The sequence below is a fragment of the Campylobacter sp. BCW_4319 genome (assembly GCF_001764435.1).
Classification (GTDB): Bacteria; Campylobacterota; Campylobacteria; order Campylobacterales; family Campylobacteraceae; genus Campylobacter_D; species Campylobacter_D jejuni.
In genome coordinates this window covers 187,441-207,098 of sequence record NZ_MKAQ01000008.1, presented here as the reverse complement: position 1 = coordinate 207,098, position 19,658 = coordinate 187,441, and the positions used below count along the sequence as shown (strand labels likewise).

Genomic DNA, 19,658 nt, shown 5'->3' with positions numbered 1-19,658 from the left:
AGCAAATACTGTTCCAATTTAACTATTTTGTACAAAAATATCAAAATTATTTTCCTTTTTGTAAATTTATGGCTTTATTGTGATCATCTATATTTGTGCTAAAAATATGAACTCCAGTGTTTTTATCACGCACAAAATATAAATAATCTGTCTTTAAAGGAAAAATAGCTGCACGAATAGCAGCTAAAGAAACATTACAAACCGCTTCTTTAGGCAATCCTGTAAATTTATAGGTATTATAAGAGCTATTATCTTGTCTTATTCTTTGTGGGGTAACTTTTACATGGGAGTAAATTCCATAATTTAAAGTTCCATCCATTTGAAGCTTCATACCTTTTTTAAGTCGATTATAGATTACGCTTGCAACTATAGGCATTTCATTGTCATTAGCAGCTTCTTTTTGTATTACAGAAGCGATGATGATATATTGGTGCCATTTTTTTGGATTATAATCACCAAAAATTTTCTCAGAAGTTTTTTTATTGGAAATTTCAGCATGGTTTAAAAGCATTTGAATGAGTAGATTTTCTGTAATGCCTTTTGGGATTTTATAAGTTTCTGGTAAAAAAACTCCTTCATCATAAGGAGCTTGAGCTTGAAATTCTTTTAAAAGCATATCTTTATCAAGTTCAAGTTGTTTGGCTGCTTGTTCTAAAAAGATTACGCTTGTTTCTCCTGGGATAAGAGTAATGGTTTGAAGTGCTGCTTTAGCAATAGTGAGTTTATGTAGAAATTCAGCCCTATTTAAATCTTTTGTACCTATGTTGATCCAGCCTGATTGAGGGTGTCCTAAAAAAAATAAAATATATTTATCAATACTACTCATCTGATATTTATTTTGCTTTAAATATGTTATAATTTGAGAAATTGAACCTTGGGGAATAAATACCACAGAATTGCTTTTTAAAGGCTGAGTTAGATAATAAAAAATCCCCAAAATAAATATCAAAAAGAAGTTGCGTATGAAAAAGAAAATTTTATATATTGTTGTATTTTTTGTTGTGCTTATATTAGCTTTGTTTATAGTGCTTAAAAATGGGATTGTCATCTCTAGTATCCAATTTGATTTTTTAAAATTGGAACAATTATATATTAAATTAGATAAAAAATTAATTGTACGAGCAAAAAATATCACTATAAATGAGACTCAAAATTCCGAAATTTCATCACAAACTCACTCTTCTGATAATGCTTCAACAGAGATTTTAAAAATAACAAAAAATTTAAAATATCTATATACTTTTGTTGAAGAGATTGATATACAAAATTTAAATATAAAAGATAATCATGTGCGTATTTTATTTAAAGATAATGAATTTTTTATAGATAATGATTTGTTATTTTTAAAATTAACATTGCAGCGTCAAAATAAAGAACTTATAGCTGATATTAAAAAACTTTTATTAAAAGATTATGATTTAAATATTGATGGAAATTTAAGTATCAATACTAAGAGCGAGTTTTATTATTTTCAAGGTAGAGCAAGTGGAGAATTATTTGACTTTAACGCAAGTATTTCTTACAAAGATAAAAATTTAGCTTATAAAATAGAAGATTTAAACATTAGAAATATTACGGAAATTTTTAAAAGAGTTAATAAAAGAATAGAACTTCCGCAGAGTTTAAATCTTTGGGTAGCATATAGGGCTAAGGGAGAATTTTATCATTTAGATTATTTGCAGGGCTTTATAGATTTTACTAAAGATAATTATTATTTAGACAATATTAGCGCATCAGGTTATGTTAATAATGTCAAAGTTCGTTTGGATGATAAAATGAATGCTATTGAAATTCCAAAACTCGATTTAAATTTAAACAAACAAAAGCTTGATTTTGTCTTTAATAAAGCTTTCTATAATGGTGCTGATTTAAGTTCTAGTAAGGTTTATCTATATGATTTGTTTGATGAAAAAAAAGCTGGGATTTATTTGCGCATTAAGTCTGATAATCTAAAATTTGACGAAAAACTTGCTAAAGCTTTAGAGGATTATCATTTTTCATTACCTTTTTATCAAAAAAGCGGAAAAATTAAAAGTGATTTAGAGCTTAAAATTGATTTTCATGATAAGGGTGAAATTTCTTATAGTGGTATTTTAGCTTTAGAGAATGCTAGTATTTCTTTGGCTGATTTTAATATTACAAAAGCATTTGTAAAATTAAATCAAAATGATTTAAATATAGAAAATGCTAGTGTTAAAAATGGCTTTTTAGAGGCTGATTTTAATGCTAAATTTGACTTGCAAAAACAACAAGGAAATTTCAATACTCAGATTTCAAGGCTTTATTTTGACAATGGGGAGCTTTTAGATTTAAAAAATCAAAATGCAGAAGTAAAATTAGATTATTCGCAAAATGTTAACATTAGCATTCCTCAGTGGAATTTGATTTTAAATTTTAAAGATGGACTTGAGGCTAATCTTAATAATCCTAAGATTTTATTTTCATTTTCTCCATTACTTAAAAAGTTTGGGTTTATTGATGCTAAAAATGTTTATTATAAAACTTTAAATTTTGAAGATTTTAATGCAAGCGTTAATGATGCTTATTTTAAAAATAATTTACTTATCAACGGTCAAACTCCTTATGAAAATGATAGCTTTGATATTGTAAAAAATAAGGGCATTATGGAAATTCATACTCAAAGTGATACGGCAAGTGCTAAAATAAGTTCTGATAATAAAGAAATTCATTTGAAAAATTTAAGTTATATTTATAAAAAAGATTCCAACTCTTCAAATTCAACATTTGATATTTCTACTAATACCCAAAATATTAGTTTTGGTGGAGCAAATGTAGCTTTAATTTTGCCAGATTCTAATAAAACTTTGGCTTTTGATAGGGTAGAGGCTGATTTAAAAGGTAATGCTTTGGATCTTAAAGGTTCTAGAGGAAATGCAAAATTTGATCTTTATTATTCTTCTAATGATTTAAATTTAAACGTTAGCAATATTGATGATAATTATTTAAATGAGTTTTTACAAAAACAAGCTGTTCAAGATGGAGTGTTTAACTTAAGTATAAAAGGAAGTGGATTGGAGTATTTTGATGGACAGATCGATTTTAAAAATACTTATGTGAAGGATTTAAGAGGTATAAATCAGCTTATTTCCTTTATCGATACTGTACCAAGTTTATTGATGTTTAAATCTCCAACTTTTAATCAAAAAGGTTTAAGCCTACATGATGGAAAGATTATTTTTAATAGAAAAAAAGATCTTTTAAGTGTTTTGGCTATTAATTTAAACGGCGATAGTGTAGATATATATGGTTTAGGATCAGCAAATTTAAGATTAAATACAGTGGATTTTAGTTTAGAGCTTAAAACTTTAAAATCAGCTTCAGAAGCTATATCCAAGGTTCCAATTTTAAATTATGTAATTTTAGGTAAAAATCAAGAAATTAGCACAAACTTAAAAATAGATGGAAGTATAGATGACCCTAAATTTCATACCGAAATTTTAACAGATACTCTAAAAACCCCTTTTAATCTTATTAAAAATATCATACAACTTCCTGCTAATTTACTTAATTAAAAATATTTAAAGTTTGTTTGAAAACTAAAACAAACTTTAAACTTACTCTTGCATTTTTTTTTATTTGTAATATACTTAAAAATGAAAATAAAAATAAGTATTTTAAAGGACTAAAAATGCAAATTACTTATACCTTAACAGATGAGTCCCCAGCTCTTGCGACTTATTCGTTTTTGCCTATAGTGAAAGCTTTTTTAAGTAGGGCACATATAGGAGTAAAAACCTCGGATATTTCTTTATCTGGAAGGATTTTAGCTACTTTTAGTGAGTATTTAAAAGAGGAGCAAAGATGTGAAGATGCTTTAGAGCTTTTAGGCGAGCTTGTCAAAAGATCGGATGCAAATCTTATTAAAACCCCAAATATTTCAGCTTCTATTCCTCAGCTTAAGGCGGCGATTAAAGAATTGCAAGATAAGGGTTATATGTTACCAAATTACCCAGATGAGCCAAAAAATGATGAAGAATTGCAAATTAAAACAAAATATCAAAAAGTTTTAGGTTCAGCGGTTAATCCTGTATTAAGACAAGGAAATTCAGATCGTCGTTCAACAAAAGCGGTAAAAGACTATGCAAAAAACAATCCTTATCGTGTGGTTGAGTTTAATCCAAACTCAAAAACTCGTGTTTCTTACATGAAAGAAGGGGATTTTTTCTCTAATGAAAAAGCGGTTTTAATCGATCAAGATTGTGTGGCTAATATAGAATTTACAAGCGTTGATGGTAAAAATGAAATTTTAAAAGAGGGCTTAAAACTTGAAAAAAATGAAATTTTAGACGCTACTTTTATGGATGTGCAAAAACTTCAGGAATTTTATGCAAAAGAAATTAAAGCAAGCAAAGATGATGATGTGCTTTTTTCTTTGCATTTAAAAGCTACAATGATGAAAGTAAGTGATCCTATACTTTTTGGTTATGCGGTAAAAGTATTTTTTAAAGAATTATTTATCGAGTTTCAAGATGAATTTGAAAAATTAGGCATTAATCCAAATAATGGTTTAAGTGAGCTTTTAAGTAAGATCGAAAATTCAAGCAAAAAAGATGAAATTCTAAAAAAATACAATGAAATTTTAGCTAAATCTGCTGATATTTCTATGGTAAATTCCGATAAAGGCATTACAAATCTTCATGTTCCAAGCGATGTTATTGTGGATGCTTCTATGCCTGCAATGCTTAAAAATGGCGCAAGATTGTGGGATAAGGAAGGTAAGGAAAAGGACACAAATGCCGTAATTCCTGATCAAACTTACGCGACTATTTATGAGGCGGTTATTGAAGATTTACATAAAAATGGCACTTTAAATCCTTCAAAACTTGGCAGTGTATCTAATGTAGGTTTAATGGCTAAAAAGGCTCAAGAATATGGCTCGCACGATAAAACCTTTGTGGCTAAAGAAGAAGGAACTTTTAAAATAGTTTCTAACGGTAAAGTTTTATTAGAACATAAGGTTAGAAAAGGTGATATTTATAGAGCTAATCAGGCTAAATTTGATGCGGTGTTAAATTGGATTGATTTAGGTATAGAAAGATCAGAACTTAGTGGAGCCGAAGCTATTTTTTGGTTAGATAGCAAAAGAGCTAGTAATAAAATCATGATAACTTTGGTACAAAATCGTTTAAAAGAAAAGGGTAAAAATATAGCCATTTTAACTCCAAAAGAAGCTTGTTTAAGAAGTTTAGAGTTAATCCGAGAAGGTAAAGATGTTATTTCTATCACGGGTAATGTTTTAAGGGATTATTTAACCGATCTTTTTCCTATTTTAGAGCTTGGAACAAGTGCAAAAATGCTTTCTGTTGTGCCTATGTTAAAGGGTGGAGCTATGTTTGAAACAGGAGCAGGGGGTTCAGCACCTAAACAAGTAGAACAATTAGTCGAAGAAAATCATCTGCGTTGGGATAGTTTGGGTGAATTTTTGGCTTTGCAAGCAAGTTTGGAATTTTATGCAAATAAGTGCAGTAATCATAAAGCTAAGGTTTTAGCAGAATGTCTTGATGAGGCTATAGGCGAATGGCTTGAAAATAATAAAGCTCCATCAAGAAAAGTTAAAGAAGATGACAATAGAACAAGTCATTTTTACTTAGCAATGTATTTTGCAAATCATTTAGCAAGACAGGCAAGTGATATGGAGCTTCAAAGCTTTTTTAAAGATATTGCCCTAGAGCTTTCTTCTAATGAAGAAAAAATCAGAGCCGAATTTAACAATGCACAAGGTGTGAAAGTGGATTTGGGTGGGTATTATAAATTTGATGATGAAAAAGCAAATAAAATCATGCGTCCAAGTGCAACTTTTAACGCTATTTTAGAAAAAATAGGACAAAGATGAAAATCACTGTTATAGGGGCTGGCAATGTGGGCTCAAGCGTAGCTTATGCTTTGATTTTAAGAGAAATAGCAAATGAAATTGTTTTAGTAGATATCAATGAGGATTTGCTTTATGCAAAAGAACTAGAACTTACTCAAAGCATAGCTGCTTTAAATTTAAATATAGATTTACTTTGCGCTAAAGATTATACTCATACCAAAAATTCAGATATAGTGCTTTTTAGTGCAGGTTTTGCTAGAAAAGATGGGCAAAGTAGAGAAGAATTGCTTCAGTTGAATACAAGCATTATGCTTGATTGTGCTAAAAAAATTAAAGATTTTACAGAAGATCCGCTTTTTATTATTTTAACTAATCCTGTGGATTTTCTACTTAATACTCTTTATGAAAGCGGGATTTTTTCATCAAAGAAAATTATAGCCATGGCGGGAGTTTTAGACAATGCAAGATTTAAGTATGAGCTTGCCAAAAAACTTAATGTCAAAATGTCAAGTGTGGATACAAGACTTATTGGTTTTCATAATGATGATATGGTTTTGGTAAAATCTTACGCAAGTGTTAAAAATAAAAATATAAGCGAATTTTTAAATGAAGAAGAATTTGATGATTTAGAAAATGAAGTAAAAACAGGTGGAGCTAAAGTAATCAAACATCTTAAAACTTCAGCTTATTTAGCCCCTGCTAGTGCTTGTATAAGAATGCTTGAGTCCATAAGAAGTGGCGAGTTTTTACCTATGAGTGTGATTTTACATGGGGAATTTGGAGTGCAAAACAAAGCCTTAGGAGTTATGGCAAGATTAGGACTTGAAGGTGTGATTGAAATCATGAAAATGGATCTTAGTTTGCAAGAAAAAGACAAATTAGAAAAATCTTTAATCAAATATCAATATAAAGGAGAATAAATGAACATACATGAGTATCAAGCAAAAGCAATTTTTGCAGACAATAGCATCCCTACCTTAAAGGGAAAAGTTGCATTTAGCGTAGATGAAGCTGTGGCTAATGCTAAAGAATTAGGCGGTAGCGTTTGGGCTGTGAAAGCTCAAATCCATGCAGGTGGTCGTGGTCTTGGCGGTGGTGTTAAAATCGCTAAAAATTTAGATGAGGTAAAAGATTATGCAAGTAAAATTTTAGGAATGAATTTAGTAACTCATCAAACAGGACCTGAAGGTAAGCTCGTGCAAAAACTTTATATAGAAAGTGGTGCAAATATAGTAAAAGAATATTATTTGGCTATTTTATTTAACAGAATGGCAGAACAAATTACAATCATTGCTTCAAGTGAAGGGGGGATGGATATAGAAAAAGTGGCTAAAGAAAGCCCTGAAAAAATCGCAAAAGTAGGCATTGATCCACAAATTGGCTTTAAAATGTTTCATGGTCTTGAAGTGGCAAAGGTTTTAGGATTAGATAAAGATGAAAGCAAAAAACTTATTTCTATGATAGCAAAACTTTATAAGCTTTATATGGATAAAGATATGAATATGCTTGAAATCAATCCTTTAATTAAAACTGCAGAAGGAGATTTTTACGCTCTTGATGCAAAATGTAGTTTTGATGACAGTGCACTTTATCGCCATCCAGAGATTGCCGAACTTAGAGATATCACAGAAGAAAATCCTGCTGAAAGAGAAGCAGCTGAATTTGGTTTAAGTTATGTAAAATTAGACGGTGATGTTGCTTGTATGGTAAATGGTGCAGGACTTGCTATGGCAACAATGGATATTATCAATTATAGTGGTGCAAAACCTGCAAACTTCTTAGATGTGGGCGGTGGCGCATCTGCTGAAACAGTTGCAAAAGCTTTTGAAATCATTTTAAGAGATAAAAATGTTAAAGTAATATTTATCAATATTTTTGGTGGTATTGTTCGTTGTGATAGAATCGCAAATGGTATTTTGGAGGCAACTAAAAATGTTGAGGTGAACATTCCTATCGTAGTGCGTCTTGATGGCACTAATGCAGCAGAAGCAAAGACAATTTTAGATAATTCAAATCTTAAAAATATCAAAGCAGCAACCAATCTTAAAAACGGTGCAGAGCTTGTAAAAAGTTTAGTAGGATAAGGATAGAAAATGAGTATATTGGTTAATAAAAATACAAAAGTAATAGTTCAAGGTTTTACGGGTAAAGAAGCAACTTTTCACGCTGAGCAATGCATGGCTTATGGTACAAATATAGTTGGAGGTGTCACCCCTCATAAAGGTGGACAAACTCATTTAGGTAAACCAGTTTTTGATACCGTTGCAGATGCGGTTAAAGCAACAAAGGCTGATGTGAGCTTGATCTTTGTCCCTGCTTTTGCTGTGGGTGATAGCGTGATTGAAGCAGCTGATGCGGGTATTAAGCTTGCAGTTGTAATCACAGAACATACGCCTGTAAAAGATATGATGTTTGCTAAGCAATATGCCAATAAAAAGGGTATGAAAATCATTGGACCAAATTGTCCAGGTATTATCACTTCTGAAGAATGCAAATTAGGTATTATGCCAGGTTTTATTTTTAAAAAAGGTTGCGTGGGGCTTATTTCAAAAAGTGGAACTTTAACTTATGAAGCTGCTAATCAGGTAGTTCAAGGTGGTTATGGAATTTCTACTGCAGTAGGAATTGGTGGTGATCCTATCATAGGTCTTGCTTATAAAGAACTTTTAAGTGAATTCCAAAAAGATGATGAAACTAAAGCTATTGTAATGATAGGTGAAATTGGTGGTAGTTTGGAAGTGGAAGCGGCTAAATTTATTAAAGAAAATATTAGCAAACCTGTGGTAGCATTCATTGCAGGTGCAACTGCTCCTAAAGGCAAAAGAATGGGGCATGCAGGTGCCATAGTAGGAAGTGCTGATGAAAGCGCTGCAGCTAAAAAAGAAGCTTTAAAAAGCTATGGAATTCATGTGGTGGATTCTCCGGCTTTAATTGGTGAAGAAATTCAAAAAATATTAGGTTAATAAAGGAAAAAACATGAGTATGACAGCTCCAAAAGATACCCCTGTTTGGGTAGATGAGCATAGATGTAAAGCATGCAATATTTGTGTTAGCTATTGCCCCGCTGGGGTTTTAGCTATGCGCGATGATGTGCATGCGGTTTTAGGACAAATGATAGAGGTGGTACACCCTGAATCCTGTATAGGCTGTACCGAGTGTGAGACACATTGCCCTGATTTTGCTATTATGGTGGCAAAAAGAGATGAATTTAAATTTGCCAAACTTACTGCTGAGGCTAAAGATAGAGCTGTAGCCGTAAAAAATAACAAATACAAAAAATTAGCATAGGAAAAATAATGAGAGAAGTTATAGCAACAGGTAATGTTTTAATCGCCAAAGCTGCGATTGATTGTGGATGTAAATTTTTTGGAGGTTATCCTATTACTCCTAGTAGTGAGATAGCTCATGAATTAAGCCATATGCTTCCTGCAAATGATGGAACTTTTATACAAATGGAAGATGAAATTTCAGGTATTAGCGTGGCTATTGGTGCGGCAATGAGTGGAGTAAAATCCATGACTGCAAGTAGCGGTCCAGGAATTTCTTTAAAAGCAGAGCAAATAGGACTTGCATTTATTGCTGAAATTCCACTTGTGATTGTAAATGTTATGAGAGGTGGTCCTTCGACAGGTCTTCCAACAAGGGTGGCTCAAGGGGATTTATTTCAAGCAAAAGCACCTACTCATGGGGATTTTGCTAGTGTGGCTATCGCACCAGCGAGTTTAGAAGAAGCTTATACAGAAACCATAAGAGCGTTTAATTTGGCTGAAAAGTATATGACTCCTGTATTTTTACTTATGGATGAAACTGTAGGGCATATGAATGGTAAAGCGGTATTGCCTGATTTAAAAGATATAGAAATTATTAATCGTAAAAAATTCACAGGCGATAAAAAAGATTATAAACCTTATGCAGCGGGCGAAAATGAACCTGCAACACTCAATCCATTTTTTACTGGCTATCGCTATCATGTAACCGGACTTCATCATGGAGATATAGGTTTTCCAACAGAAGATGGCGCTATAGTTAAGAAAAACATGGAAAGACTTATAGGTAAAATTAAAAACAACCAAGATGATATTTGTACTTATGAAGAATATATGCTTGATGATGCTGAATTTTTAATCATAGCTTACGGAAGCGTAAGTCGTTCTGCTAAAGAAGCTATCAATAGGCTCAGAGAAGAGGGTATTAAGGTAGGACTTTTCCGTCCTATCACACTTTATCCTGTAGCTGAAAAGAAAATTGCTGAAGTGGTAAACAAATTTAAAAAGGTAATGGTAAGCGAATTAAATATGGGACAGTATCTTGAGGAGATTGAAAGAGTAAGTTCTCGTCGTGATTTTATTAGCTTACATCGTGCAAATGGTCGTCCTATAACACCTAGCGAAATCATTGCTAAAGTAAAGGAGAATATATAAAATGGCGTTTAATTATGATGAATATTTAAGAACTGATAAACTTCCTACTCAATGGTGTTGGGGTTGTGGCGATGGTGTAGTTTTAAAATGTATTATCCGCGCGATAGAAAAGCTGGGTTGGAATATGGATGATGTTTGTCTTGTTTCAGGTATAGGATGTAGCGGTAGAATGAGCTCTTATGTAAATTGCAATACCGTGCACACTACTCATGGTAGAGCTATTGCTTATGCAACAGGCATAAAACTAGCCAATCCTAGCAAACATGTTATTGTAGTAAGTGGCGATGGTGATACTTTAGCAATTGGTGGAAATCATACTATACATGGATGTCGTAGAAATATAGATTTAACTCATATTGTAATCAACAATTTTATTTATGGGCTTACTAATTCTCAAACTTCTCCAACTACTCCAAAAGGTTTTTATACAGTAACTGCACAATTTGGAAATATCGATCCAAATTTTGATGCTTGCGAATTAACTAAAGCCGCTGGAGCTTCTTTCGTGGCAAGAGGAAATGTTATTGAGGCAAATAAATTAGAAAATTTAATTTATAAAGCTTTAGCACACAAAGGTTATAGCTTTGTTGATGTTTTCTCAAATTGTCATATTAACCTAGGTAGAAAAAATAAAATGGGTGAAGCAGTGGCTATGCTTGATTGGATTAAAAATCGTGTTGTGGATAAGTCTAAATTTGAAAGCATGGATTTTGAAGAAAGAAAAGATAAATTTCCAACAGGAATTTTACATGAAGATAATTCTCAGCCAGAATACTGCCACGCTTATGAAGAAGTACGTCGTGCAGCCAAAGAAAAAAGAATGGTGGATTTAGGAGCTTTAAAATGAAATATCAATTAAGATTTGGCGGTGAAGGCGGACAAGGTGTTATCACCGCAGGAGAAATTTTAGCAGAAGCAGCCATTAAAGAAGGTCGTCAAGCTTTTAAGGCTTCTACTTACACTTCACAAGTGCGTGGTGGCCCTACTAAGGTGGATATTATCATCGATGATAAAGAAATTTTATTTCCTTATGCTGTAGAAGGGGAAGTAGATTTTATGCTTTCGACTGCAGATAAGGGTTATAAAGGTTTTCGTGGGGGTGTAAAAGAAGGAGGTATCATAGTTGTAGAGCCAAATTTAGTACATCCTGAAAGTGAAGATTATAAAAAATGGCAAATTTTTGAAATTCCTATTATTACCATAGCTAAAGATGAGGTAGGAAATGTGGCTACTCAATCAGTTGTAGCACTTGCAATTGCTGCTTATATGAGTAAATGTATAGATTTAGATGTTTTAAAAGACACTATGCTTCATATGGTTCCTGCAAAAACTCGTGATGCAAATGCTAAAGCTTTTGATCTGGGTGTAAAATACGCCACTCAAGCAAAACCACATTCATAATAAATTCCGCATCATGCGGAATTTAACTTCTAAAATTTTACACATTGCAAATAAAATTTAAATTTTAATTATTTTAATTTAGCTACTTTTAACGATTAAAATTTTATAATCAAAAACTTATATTTTCAAGGAAAATTAATGGATTTTTTTGATGAAATGTTTAATAAAACTCCAAAAGAAAAATTTATAGAAATTATACAAAATGGAAATTTAGGAGCCTTAGAAAAAGTTTTTGAGGAATTTTTTGCTGATCATATTGCTATGGTGGAACTTTTGGAAAAACAAGGTCTAACAGAAATGGATGTAAAAAATTTCATATTAGAAAATGGTGATTTCATAGAAGAAAGGCAAAATGATATTTATATAGAATTGGGCGCAAAAATTTTAGGACACGAAGGCTAAAATTGTTTAAAATAAGCCCCTATTTAATTTGTATTTTTTTTATTTTTAGTAATGTTTTAGCATCTGAACCAACTTTTGATTATACTTATAAATTTATACTTAAAAAAGATGAGAGAGCTAGTGTGCAGATTAAAGAAATAGGCTATGAAGATAAGGTGCAAAATTTTGATTTTTATTGGACTTTGTTTGATAATACTAATATCATCGTACATTCGAAATTTCGCAAATATCCGCGTCAATTTGTGATGAGTTTAAGAAGAAATTTAGATTGGGTAACTCAAACTTTAATACCTGATTATACCAATCCACACATTGATAGAGCAAGACTTATTTTAGAATTTAGTGGTTATAATAAAGGTTTAGCAACTTTTACGGTTTATATAGAAGATAAGGAATCTCGCTTAATGGTAGAATTTTTAGATCCGAGAAAAAAAGCTTTACAAAATCCACCGCAAAATAATCAGGTTGTTCCTATGATTAATTTTAACGAACCTCAGGTAAAACCATTAACAAGCAAAGAAAATAATAATAGCAATTAACAAGGAAAAGATAGTGCAAAAAATAGATGAATTAATAAAACAGTTTTTACAAGAACTTGGCTATGAACCTATTTTAAATATGCTTTCAAATGTAAAATCAGGAAAGAAATTACGCTCTAAATTATTATTAGCTATCGCAGATGAGAGTGAGATTGCTTTTAAAATTTGTGCGGCTATAGAATTGATACATCTTGCTAGTTTATTACATGATGATATTATCGATGAGAGTGAATTAAGGCGTGGAGCAAGATCTGTTAATGCTGAATTTGGTACAAAAAATGCTCTTATGTTGGGCGATATTTTGTATTCAAAAGCCTTTTATGAATTAAGCAAAATGGATGCTAGATTTGCAAGTATTATTTCAGATGCTGTTGTAAAGCTTGCTATAGGCGAACTTATGGATGTTGATTTGGGAGAGAAATTTAATATCAATAAAGAAGCTTATTTGAAAATGATCTATAATAAAACAGCTGTTTTGATTGAAGCAAGTGCTAGATGCGGAGCTATTTTGGCTGGATTATATGAAAAAGATTTTGCAGAATATGGTAAAAATTTAGGACTTGCTTTTCAGATGATTGATGATATTTTAGATATTAAGAGTGATGAAAAAATTCTTGGAAAACCTGCTATGAATGATTTTAAAGAGGGTAAAACTACCTTGCCTTATATTTATCTTTATGAAAATTTACAAGAACAAGATAGGATATATTTGCAGACTTTATTTAAAAAAGATTTAAATGAAAATGAAAAAGAATGGCTAAAAACTAAATTTGAAGAACAAAAAGCTTTAGAAAAAGCTATTTTAGAAGCTAAAACTTATGCAAAAAAGGCTAGAAAAGCAATTGAAAAATATGATAATAACAAGCTTAATGATATTATTAAAGCTATGATAGATAGGGAATTTTAATGTATTATTGTATATCTTTTACTCATAAAAATACAGATATTGCCTTAAGGGAAAAGTTAAGCTTTTCCAATGAAGCTAAAAAAAGTGAGTTTTTAAAAATCATTAGCACTCATGAAAATATTGAAGAATGTTTGGTTATAAGCACTTGCAATCGTGTTGAAATTGTTGCTTTTGTAAAAATGGCCTGTGCGGAGTTTATTGTTAAATCTTTGGCTTTACTTTGTGATGTTGATAAAGATATTTTACTTGAAAAAGCTGATATTTTTGAAGATAGTGGAGCAATCCACCATCTTTTTTCTGTAGCAAGTTCTTTGGATAGTTTGGTGGTTGGAGAAACTCAGATAGCAGGACAATTAAAAGATGCCTTTGCTTTTGCTGTAAAAAATAATTTTTGTGGAGTACATCTTTCAAGAGCGGTACATAGTGCTTTTAAATGTGCTGCTAAGGTACGCAATGAAACTCAAATTTCTAAAAATTCTATTTCTGTAGCTAGCGTTGCCGTGGCAAAAGCAAAAGAACTTGCAGATTTAACGCAAAAAAAAGCTGTTGTTATTGGAGCTGGAGAGATGGGAGAACTTGCGGCAAAACATTTAATTGCTGCGGGTGCTAAGGTGATTATTTTAAATCGTGATTTACAAAAAGCTAAAGATTTGTGTGAGAGACTTGGTGTTTTAAGCGAATATGATAGTTTAGAAAATTTAAAAAAATATTTAAATCAATACGAGTTTTTTTTCTCAGCTACCAATGCACCAAATGCTATTATTACAAATTCTTTAGTAGAAGAACTTTCTTATAAAAGGTATTTTTTTGATATTGCAGTTCCAAGGGATATTGATATCAATGAAAATGAAAATATATCTGTTTTTGCTGTAGATGATCTTGAAATTGTGGTTCAAAAAAATTTAGCACTAAGAGAACAAGAAGCTCGTATGGCTTATGGGATAATAGGTCGTGAAACAAGTGAATTTTTTAGGTATTTAAACGATTTGGCTTTGATGCCTATTATCAAAGCTATACGCTTGCAAGCTAAAGAATATGCAGATAAACAACTTGAAATTGCGTTAAAAAAAGGATATTTGAAAAAATCTGATAAAGAAGAGGCTAGAAAGTTGATTCATCAAGTTTTTAAGGCTTTTTTACACACGCCTACTGTAAATTTGAAACATTTACAAGGTAAAATGCAAAGCGATACAGTGATTAATGCTATGCGTTATGTTTTTGATTTGCAAAATAATCTTGAAGGTTTGAATCAATATAAATGTGAATTTGATATGGAGAATAATGATGAGATTTACTAAATTTTATGCACCAAGTTTAAAAGAAGCGCCAAAAGATGCGAGTTTACCTAGTCATATTTTTTTAACGCGTGCGGGTTTTGTAGAACAAATTGGTAGCGGACTTTATAATTTCTTGCCTTTGGGAAAAAGAGTTTTAGACAAGATTAAAAATATAGTTAAAGAAGAAATGGATAAGGCTGGAGCACAAGAAGTAAATCTTAGTTTTATCACTCCTGCAAGTTTGTGGCAAGAAAGTGGGCGTTATAATGTTTTTGGAAAAGAACTTTTGCGTTTTAAAGACAGAAAAGAAAATGAATTTGTTTTAGGTCCAACACATGAAGAAGCTATGCTTTCTTTGGTAAAAAACAAAATCACAAGCTATAAACAACTTCCTTTGCATTTATATCAAATTGGACTTAAATTTCGTGATGAAGCAAGGCCTAGATTTGGGCTTTTAAGATGTCGTGAATTTCTAATGAAAGATGGATATAGTTTTCATGCTAATGAAGAAGATTTAGGGCGTGAGTTTGAGCTTATGTATAAAACTTATTCTCAAATTTTACAAAGAATGGGGCTTGATTTTAGAGCAGTTGAAGCTGATAGTGGGGCTATTGGTGGAAGTGGTTCTAAGGAATTTATGGTTTTGGCAAAAAATGGGGAAGATGATATTTTAATTTGTGAAAATTGTGATTATGCGGCTAATGTTGAAGCTGCAAAAAGAGCTAAAAAAACTTGTCAAGATGAGCGTCCTGAAGCAAATTATGCAAGTAAATTTCACACTCCAAATATTAAAACTATAGATTCTTTAGCACAATTTTTTAAAATTAATGCTTTTTATACGATTAAAGCAGTGGTAAAAAAAGCTATTTATGAAAATGAAAGCAAATTAGTTGTGTTTTTTATAAGAGGAAGTGATGATTTGCAAGAAATCAAGGCTCAAAATGCTTGCAGTGCCCTTGAACTAGTCGATGCGAGCGAAGAAGAATTGGAGAAAGCTGGCTTAGTAGCTGGTTTTATAGGTTTTGTGGGATTAAAAGATATAGATTTTTATATAGATTTTGAGCTTGAAAACGAAAAGCAAATGATTATGGGTGCGAATGAAAAAGATTATCATTTAATCGGTATTGATGTTGTAAATTTAAATAAAGATCGTTTTAAAGATTTGATTGAAGTTAAAGAAGGGGATTGCTGTGTTAAATGTGGAGCAAAATTAAAACAAAGTAAAGGTATAGAAGTAGGGCATATTTTTAAGCTAGGACAAAAATATTCCAAAGCGATGAATGCAAATTTCTTAGATGAAAATGGCAAAAGTCAGCCTTTTTATATGGGATGTTACGGCATAGGTGTTTCACGCTTGTTGGCTGTAGCTATTGAAGCAAATCATGATGAAAAAGGATGTATTTGGAATAAAACTTTAGCTCCTTTTGTGCTTGAAATTATTGTTTCAAATCTCAAAGATGAAAAGGCTTTAGAATTTGCCAATAAGCTTTATGAGGATTTAACTAATCTTGGATTAGAAGTCTTGCTTGATGATAGAAATGAGCGTTTTGGGGTTAAAATGAATGATTTTGAACTTATGGGTTTTCCTTATGCGTTAGTTATTGGCAAGGGATTAGAAAATAATGAAATAGAGCTTATCCAAAGAGAAGATTTGGTAAAAGAACTTATAAAAACTGATGAACTTATGGAAATTCTTAAAAAGAAAGTGTTATGAATTATAAATTAAGTTTAAGTCCTTTATTTGTACTTGAAATTATTGCAAGTATACTTTTTATAGTGTTTTTTGGTTTTGGTAATTTTTTATTTTTCATACTTTTGAGTATGATTTTTGGTGCGGTTTTATTGGGAATTTTTTGGAAAAATATGCTTGAGTTTCAAATGGGTGGCCTAAAGGATATGTTAACACAATTTTCTTTTGTTATCGCAGGGTTTTTACTTGTTTTTCCAGGGATTATTACAAGTGTTTTTGGGATTTTTGTATTTTTCTTTGGTATTGCTTTGAAATTAATAACTAAATCAAAATATCAATACACCAAGCAAGAGTATCAAAATTCTAATGAAGAAATCATTGATGTTGAAATTATAGAGGATAGAAAATGAAGCTTATTATCGCAACAAGAAAAAGTCAATTGGCTCTTTGGCAAAGTGAGCATGTAGCCCAAATTTTAAAAAATACACATCAAATTGAAGTGCTTTTAGAAGGTTTTAAAACAAAAGGCGATGTTTTGCTGGATTCTCCTTTGGCAAAAATTGGTGGTAAAGGACTTTTTACAAAAGAACTTGAAGAAAGTATGTTAAGAAAAGAAGCACATTTAGCAGTGCATAGTTTAAAAGATGTGCCTAGTTTTTTTCCTCAAGGTTTAGTTTTGGCAGCGGTAAGTAAAAGAGAGCAAAGCAATGATGCTATGCTAAGTCAAAATTATAAAGATTTTCTTTCTTTACCAAAAGGTGCAAAAATAGGCACTACTAGTCTTAGACGCAAGATGCAGCTTTTATTATTAAGACCTGATTTAGATATTATTTCTTTGCGTGGTAATGTCAATTCTCGTATAGAGAAATTAAAAAATAATGATTTTGATGCGATTATTTTGGCAATGGCGGGAATTAAACGCTTAAACTTAGATAAGCAAGTGAATTTTGTTTATGAATTTAGCAAAGATGAGCTTATTCCTGCGGCTTCTCAAGGAGCTTTAGGTATAGAAAGCATAAATGATGAAAAAATTTTAGAACTTTTAAAATGTTTAAATGATGAAAATGCTTTGATTGAAACAAGCATTGAAAGAGAATTTATTGCTACTTTAGAAGGAGGTTGTCAAGTTCCTATAGGTATTAACGCAGAGCTCTTGGGAGATGAAATTTGTGTGCGTGCGGTACTTGGACTACCCGATGGAAGTGAAATTTTAAAAGATAAGAGAATGATTAAAAAGAATGATTTTAAAGGTTTTGGAGAGAGTTTGGCTAAGGAGTTTATTGCTAAAGGTGCTAAAGAACTTTTAAAAAAAGCTGAGAGTATGATATGAAAGAATTTATTCAAATTTTAAAAGAAAATGATCTTTTAAGGGTAATTGAAGAGCCTGTAGATGTAGATCTTGAAATCGCTCATTTAGCCTATATAGAAGCTAAAAAAGGAGAAAAAGGGAAGGCTTTATTATTTAAAAATCCTATAGATAAAAAATTAAATAAACAATATAAATTTCCTGTTTTGATGAATACTTTTTGCAATGAAAAGGCTTTAAATTTAGCTTTTGGACGTGATTATGAAGAGGTGGCTGAAGAAATTTCAAAACTCACCAAGCTTCATATTCCTACGAGTTTTAAAGCAAAAATGGATTTTTTTATGAATTTGTTAAGTTTTAAAAATATTCCTCCTAAAAGACTGAAAAAAAATAAAGCCTTGTATGATTATGAAATTTTAAACTCACTTGAAGAACTTCCCATACTAAAAACTTGGGAAGATGATGCGGGTAAATTTATTACCATGGGGCAAGTTTATACACAAAATTTAGATAAAACTCAAAATAATCTTGGAATGTATCGTTTGCAAATGAGTGATAAAAATGAACTTTTAATACATTGGCAAATTCATAAAGATGGGGCAAATTTTTATCACGAATACAAAAATGTTGGTTTTAAAAAAATGCCTGTAAGTATAGCCATAGGTGGAGATCCGCTTTATATTTGGTGTTCTCAAGCACCTTTACCTAAGGGAATTTTTGAACTTTTACTTTATGGTTTTATTAAAAAAACTCCTGCAAAACTTACTCCTTGTGAAAATGGTATTTTTGTACCTTATGATAGTGATGTGGTTATTGAAGGTTATGTGGATTTAGAAGAGTTTAAAATCGAAGGTCCTTTTGGAGATCATACGGGTTTTTACACTCCTGCTGAACTTTTTCCTGTGATGAAAGTAGAAAAAATTTATGCTAAAAAAGATGCGATCTATCAAGCAACGGTTGTAGGAAAGCCTCCTTTAGAAGATAAGATCATGGGACTTGGTACTGAAAGAATTTTTTTACCTTTGCTTCAAACTTCAGTACCTGATTTAATTGATTATAATATGCCTGAAAATGGGGTCTTTCATAATCTTATCTTAGCAAAAATCGATGCAAAATATCCCGCTCATGCGCAACAAATTATGCATGCATTTTGGGGAGTAGGGCAAATGAGTTTTGTTAAGCATGCAATTTTTGTGGATAAAAATGCACCTTCTTTGAAAGATTATGATGCTTTAATTCCTTATATGTTAGATCGTTTTAATACAAAGAAAATTTTAATTTCAGAAGGAATTTGTGATCAATTAGATCATGCTTCACCTAATTCTTGTTTTGGGGGTAAAGCAGGACTTGATGCTTGCGAAGAAATACAAGTTGAAGAGCTTGAAATTTTAGAAGATGAAAAATTACTAGAACTTTTTAAAACTAAGGTAGAACTTTTAAATTTAAAGCAATTTTATAAAGAAAGTAAAAGTCCTATAGTTTGTATTTTGCTTGATAAAAAAGAAAAAATCGAACAAAGTTTTGACAAACTTTTAGAATTTAAAAAACATTTTAGGATTTTAGTGTTTTTAGATGTTGAAAATAAGCTTGAAAATTCTTATATGCTTGTTTGGCGTGTGGTAAATAATATAGATGCTAAAAGAGATATTTTTATCAAAGAAGAAAGACTTGGAGTAGATGCAAGTGCTAAAGGTGAAGCTGAGGGTTATTTAAGAGCTTGGCCTAAGCAAACAGATTGCACTAAAAGCGTGATAGAAGATTTGATCTTGCGTAATATTTTAGAAAATAATCCAGATCTTTTTAATAAATTTGAAATTTTTTAAGATAATTGAGATTTATTTTAAAATTTTGGCACAGTTTTTGCTTATTATTTTTTTATTAT

18 protein-coding genes are annotated in these 19,658 nt (G+C 31.2%); 17 read left to right on the top strand and 1 reads right to left on the bottom strand.

All coding sequences use genetic code 11. The features are described from left to right. Positions 1-46 precede the first annotated feature (46 nt). Complete coding sequence (gene mltG, locus AJN56_RS02585) at positions 47-1,048, bottom strand: endolytic transglycosylase MltG (RefSeq protein ID WP_002880964.1); 1,002 nt, start codon at positions 1,046-1,048, stop codon at positions 47-49. Between mltG and AJN56_RS02580 the strand changes: the two genes are divergently transcribed. The 17 genes from AJN56_RS02580 to AJN56_RS02500 all read left to right on the top strand — a co-directional run bounded on the left by AJN56_RS02580 (position 963) and on the right by AJN56_RS02500 (position 19,599). Beyond that, a complete protein-coding gene (locus AJN56_RS02580; RefSeq protein WP_002869312.1) occupies positions 963-3,533 on the top strand; it encodes a DUF3971 domain-containing protein in 2,571 nt (856 codons plus the stop codon). The genes mltG and AJN56_RS02580 overlap by 86 nt on opposite strands. Before the next feature lie 116 nt (positions 3,534-3,649). Beyond that, the gene (locus AJN56_RS02575) at positions 3,650-5,854 is read left to right on the top strand and encodes an NADP-dependent isocitrate dehydrogenase (RefSeq protein WP_002869311.1); all 2,205 of its coding nucleotides are present in this window, start codon (positions 3,650-3,652) and stop codon (positions 5,852-5,854) included. After that, the gene (locus tag AJN56_RS02570; RefSeq protein ID WP_002854883.1) at positions 5,851-6,753 is read left to right on the top strand and encodes a malate dehydrogenase; all 903 of its coding nucleotides are present in this window, start codon (positions 5,851-5,853) and stop codon (positions 6,751-6,753) included. Before AJN56_RS02575 ends, AJN56_RS02570 begins: the two co-directional genes overlap by 4 nt. Further along, the gene (gene sucC / locus AJN56_RS02565) at positions 6,754-7,917 is read left to right on the top strand and encodes an ADP-forming succinate--CoA ligase subunit beta (RefSeq protein WP_002869310.1); all 1,164 of its coding nucleotides are present in this window, start codon (positions 6,754-6,756) and stop codon (positions 7,915-7,917) included. A gap of 9 nt (positions 7,918-7,926) precedes the next feature. Next, positions 7,927-8,796 carry a succinate--CoA ligase subunit alpha gene (sucD, locus tag AJN56_RS02560; protein WP_002855278.1) on the top strand — a complete coding sequence of 290 codons (870 nt, stop codon included), beginning with the start codon at positions 7,927-7,929 and terminating at the stop codon, positions 8,794-8,796. A gap of 13 nt (positions 8,797-8,809) precedes the next feature. Further along, positions 8,810-9,121, top strand: coding sequence for a 4Fe-4S binding protein (locus tag AJN56_RS02555; protein ID WP_002854819.1), 312 nt, complete (start codon positions 8,810-8,812; stop codon positions 9,119-9,121). 8 nt (positions 9,122-9,129) lie between these two features. Then, positions 9,130-10,254 (top strand): 2-oxoglutarate synthase subunit alpha, encoded by a 1,125-nt coding sequence (locus AJN56_RS02550; RefSeq protein ID WP_002857113.1) that lies wholly within the window; start codon positions 9,130-9,132, stop codon positions 10,252-10,254. A 1-nt stretch (position 10,255) separates the two neighbouring features. Then, a complete protein-coding gene (locus AJN56_RS02545) occupies positions 10,256-11,101 on the top strand; it encodes a 2-oxoglutarate ferredoxin oxidoreductase subunit beta (protein ID WP_002869309.1) in 846 nt (281 codons plus the stop codon). Then, on the top strand, positions 11,098-11,655 hold the full coding sequence (locus AJN56_RS02540) for a 2-oxoacid:acceptor oxidoreductase family protein (protein ID WP_002856866.1): 558 nt from the start codon (positions 11,098-11,100) through the stop codon (positions 11,653-11,655). Before AJN56_RS02545 ends, AJN56_RS02540 begins: the two co-directional genes overlap by 4 nt. A 138-nt stretch (positions 11,656-11,793) precedes the next feature. Continuing rightward, positions 11,794-12,057, top strand: a complete 264-nt coding sequence (locus AJN56_RS02535; protein ID WP_002854834.1) for a DUF2018 family protein — start codon at positions 11,794-11,796, stop codon at positions 12,055-12,057. A gap of 2 nt (positions 12,058-12,059) precedes the next feature. Beyond that, positions 12,060-12,596: a hypothetical protein gene (locus AJN56_RS02530; protein WP_002855217.1), complete on the top strand. Its 537-nt coding sequence runs from the start codon at positions 12,060-12,062 to the stop codon at positions 12,594-12,596. A 13-nt stretch (positions 12,597-12,609) separates the two neighbouring features. Continuing rightward, positions 12,610-13,503, top strand: coding sequence for a hexaprenyl-diphosphate synthase (locus AJN56_RS02525; protein ID WP_002864642.1), 894 nt, complete (start codon positions 12,610-12,612; stop codon positions 13,501-13,503). Beyond that, positions 13,503-14,801, top strand: a complete 1,299-nt coding sequence (gene hemA / locus AJN56_RS02520; protein WP_002859933.1) for a glutamyl-tRNA reductase — start codon at positions 13,503-13,505, stop codon at positions 14,799-14,801. Before AJN56_RS02525 ends, hemA begins: the two co-directional genes overlap by 1 nt. After that, positions 14,785-16,494: a proline--tRNA ligase gene (locus AJN56_RS02515; protein WP_002857068.1), complete on the top strand. Its 1,710-nt coding sequence runs from the start codon at positions 14,785-14,787 to the stop codon at positions 16,492-16,494. The genes hemA and AJN56_RS02515 overlap by 17 nt, the downstream gene beginning before the upstream one ends. Then, a complete protein-coding gene (gene fxsA / locus AJN56_RS02510) occupies positions 16,491-16,880 on the top strand; it encodes an FxsA family membrane protein (protein ID WP_002854991.1) in 390 nt (129 codons plus the stop codon). The genes AJN56_RS02515 and fxsA overlap by 4 nt, the downstream gene beginning before the upstream one ends. After that, positions 16,877-17,800 carry a hydroxymethylbilane synthase gene (hemC, locus tag AJN56_RS02505; protein ID WP_002820769.1) on the top strand — a complete coding sequence of 308 codons (924 nt, stop codon included), beginning with the start codon at positions 16,877-16,879 and terminating at the stop codon, positions 17,798-17,800. Before fxsA ends, hemC begins: the two co-directional genes overlap by 4 nt. Next, positions 17,797-19,599 carry a menaquinone biosynthesis decarboxylase gene (locus AJN56_RS02500; protein ID WP_002869306.1) on the top strand — a complete coding sequence of 601 codons (1,803 nt, stop codon included), beginning with the start codon at positions 17,797-17,799 and terminating at the stop codon, positions 19,597-19,599. Before hemC ends, AJN56_RS02500 begins: the two co-directional genes overlap by 4 nt. The last annotated feature ends 59 nt before the right edge of the window (positions 19,600-19,658 follow it).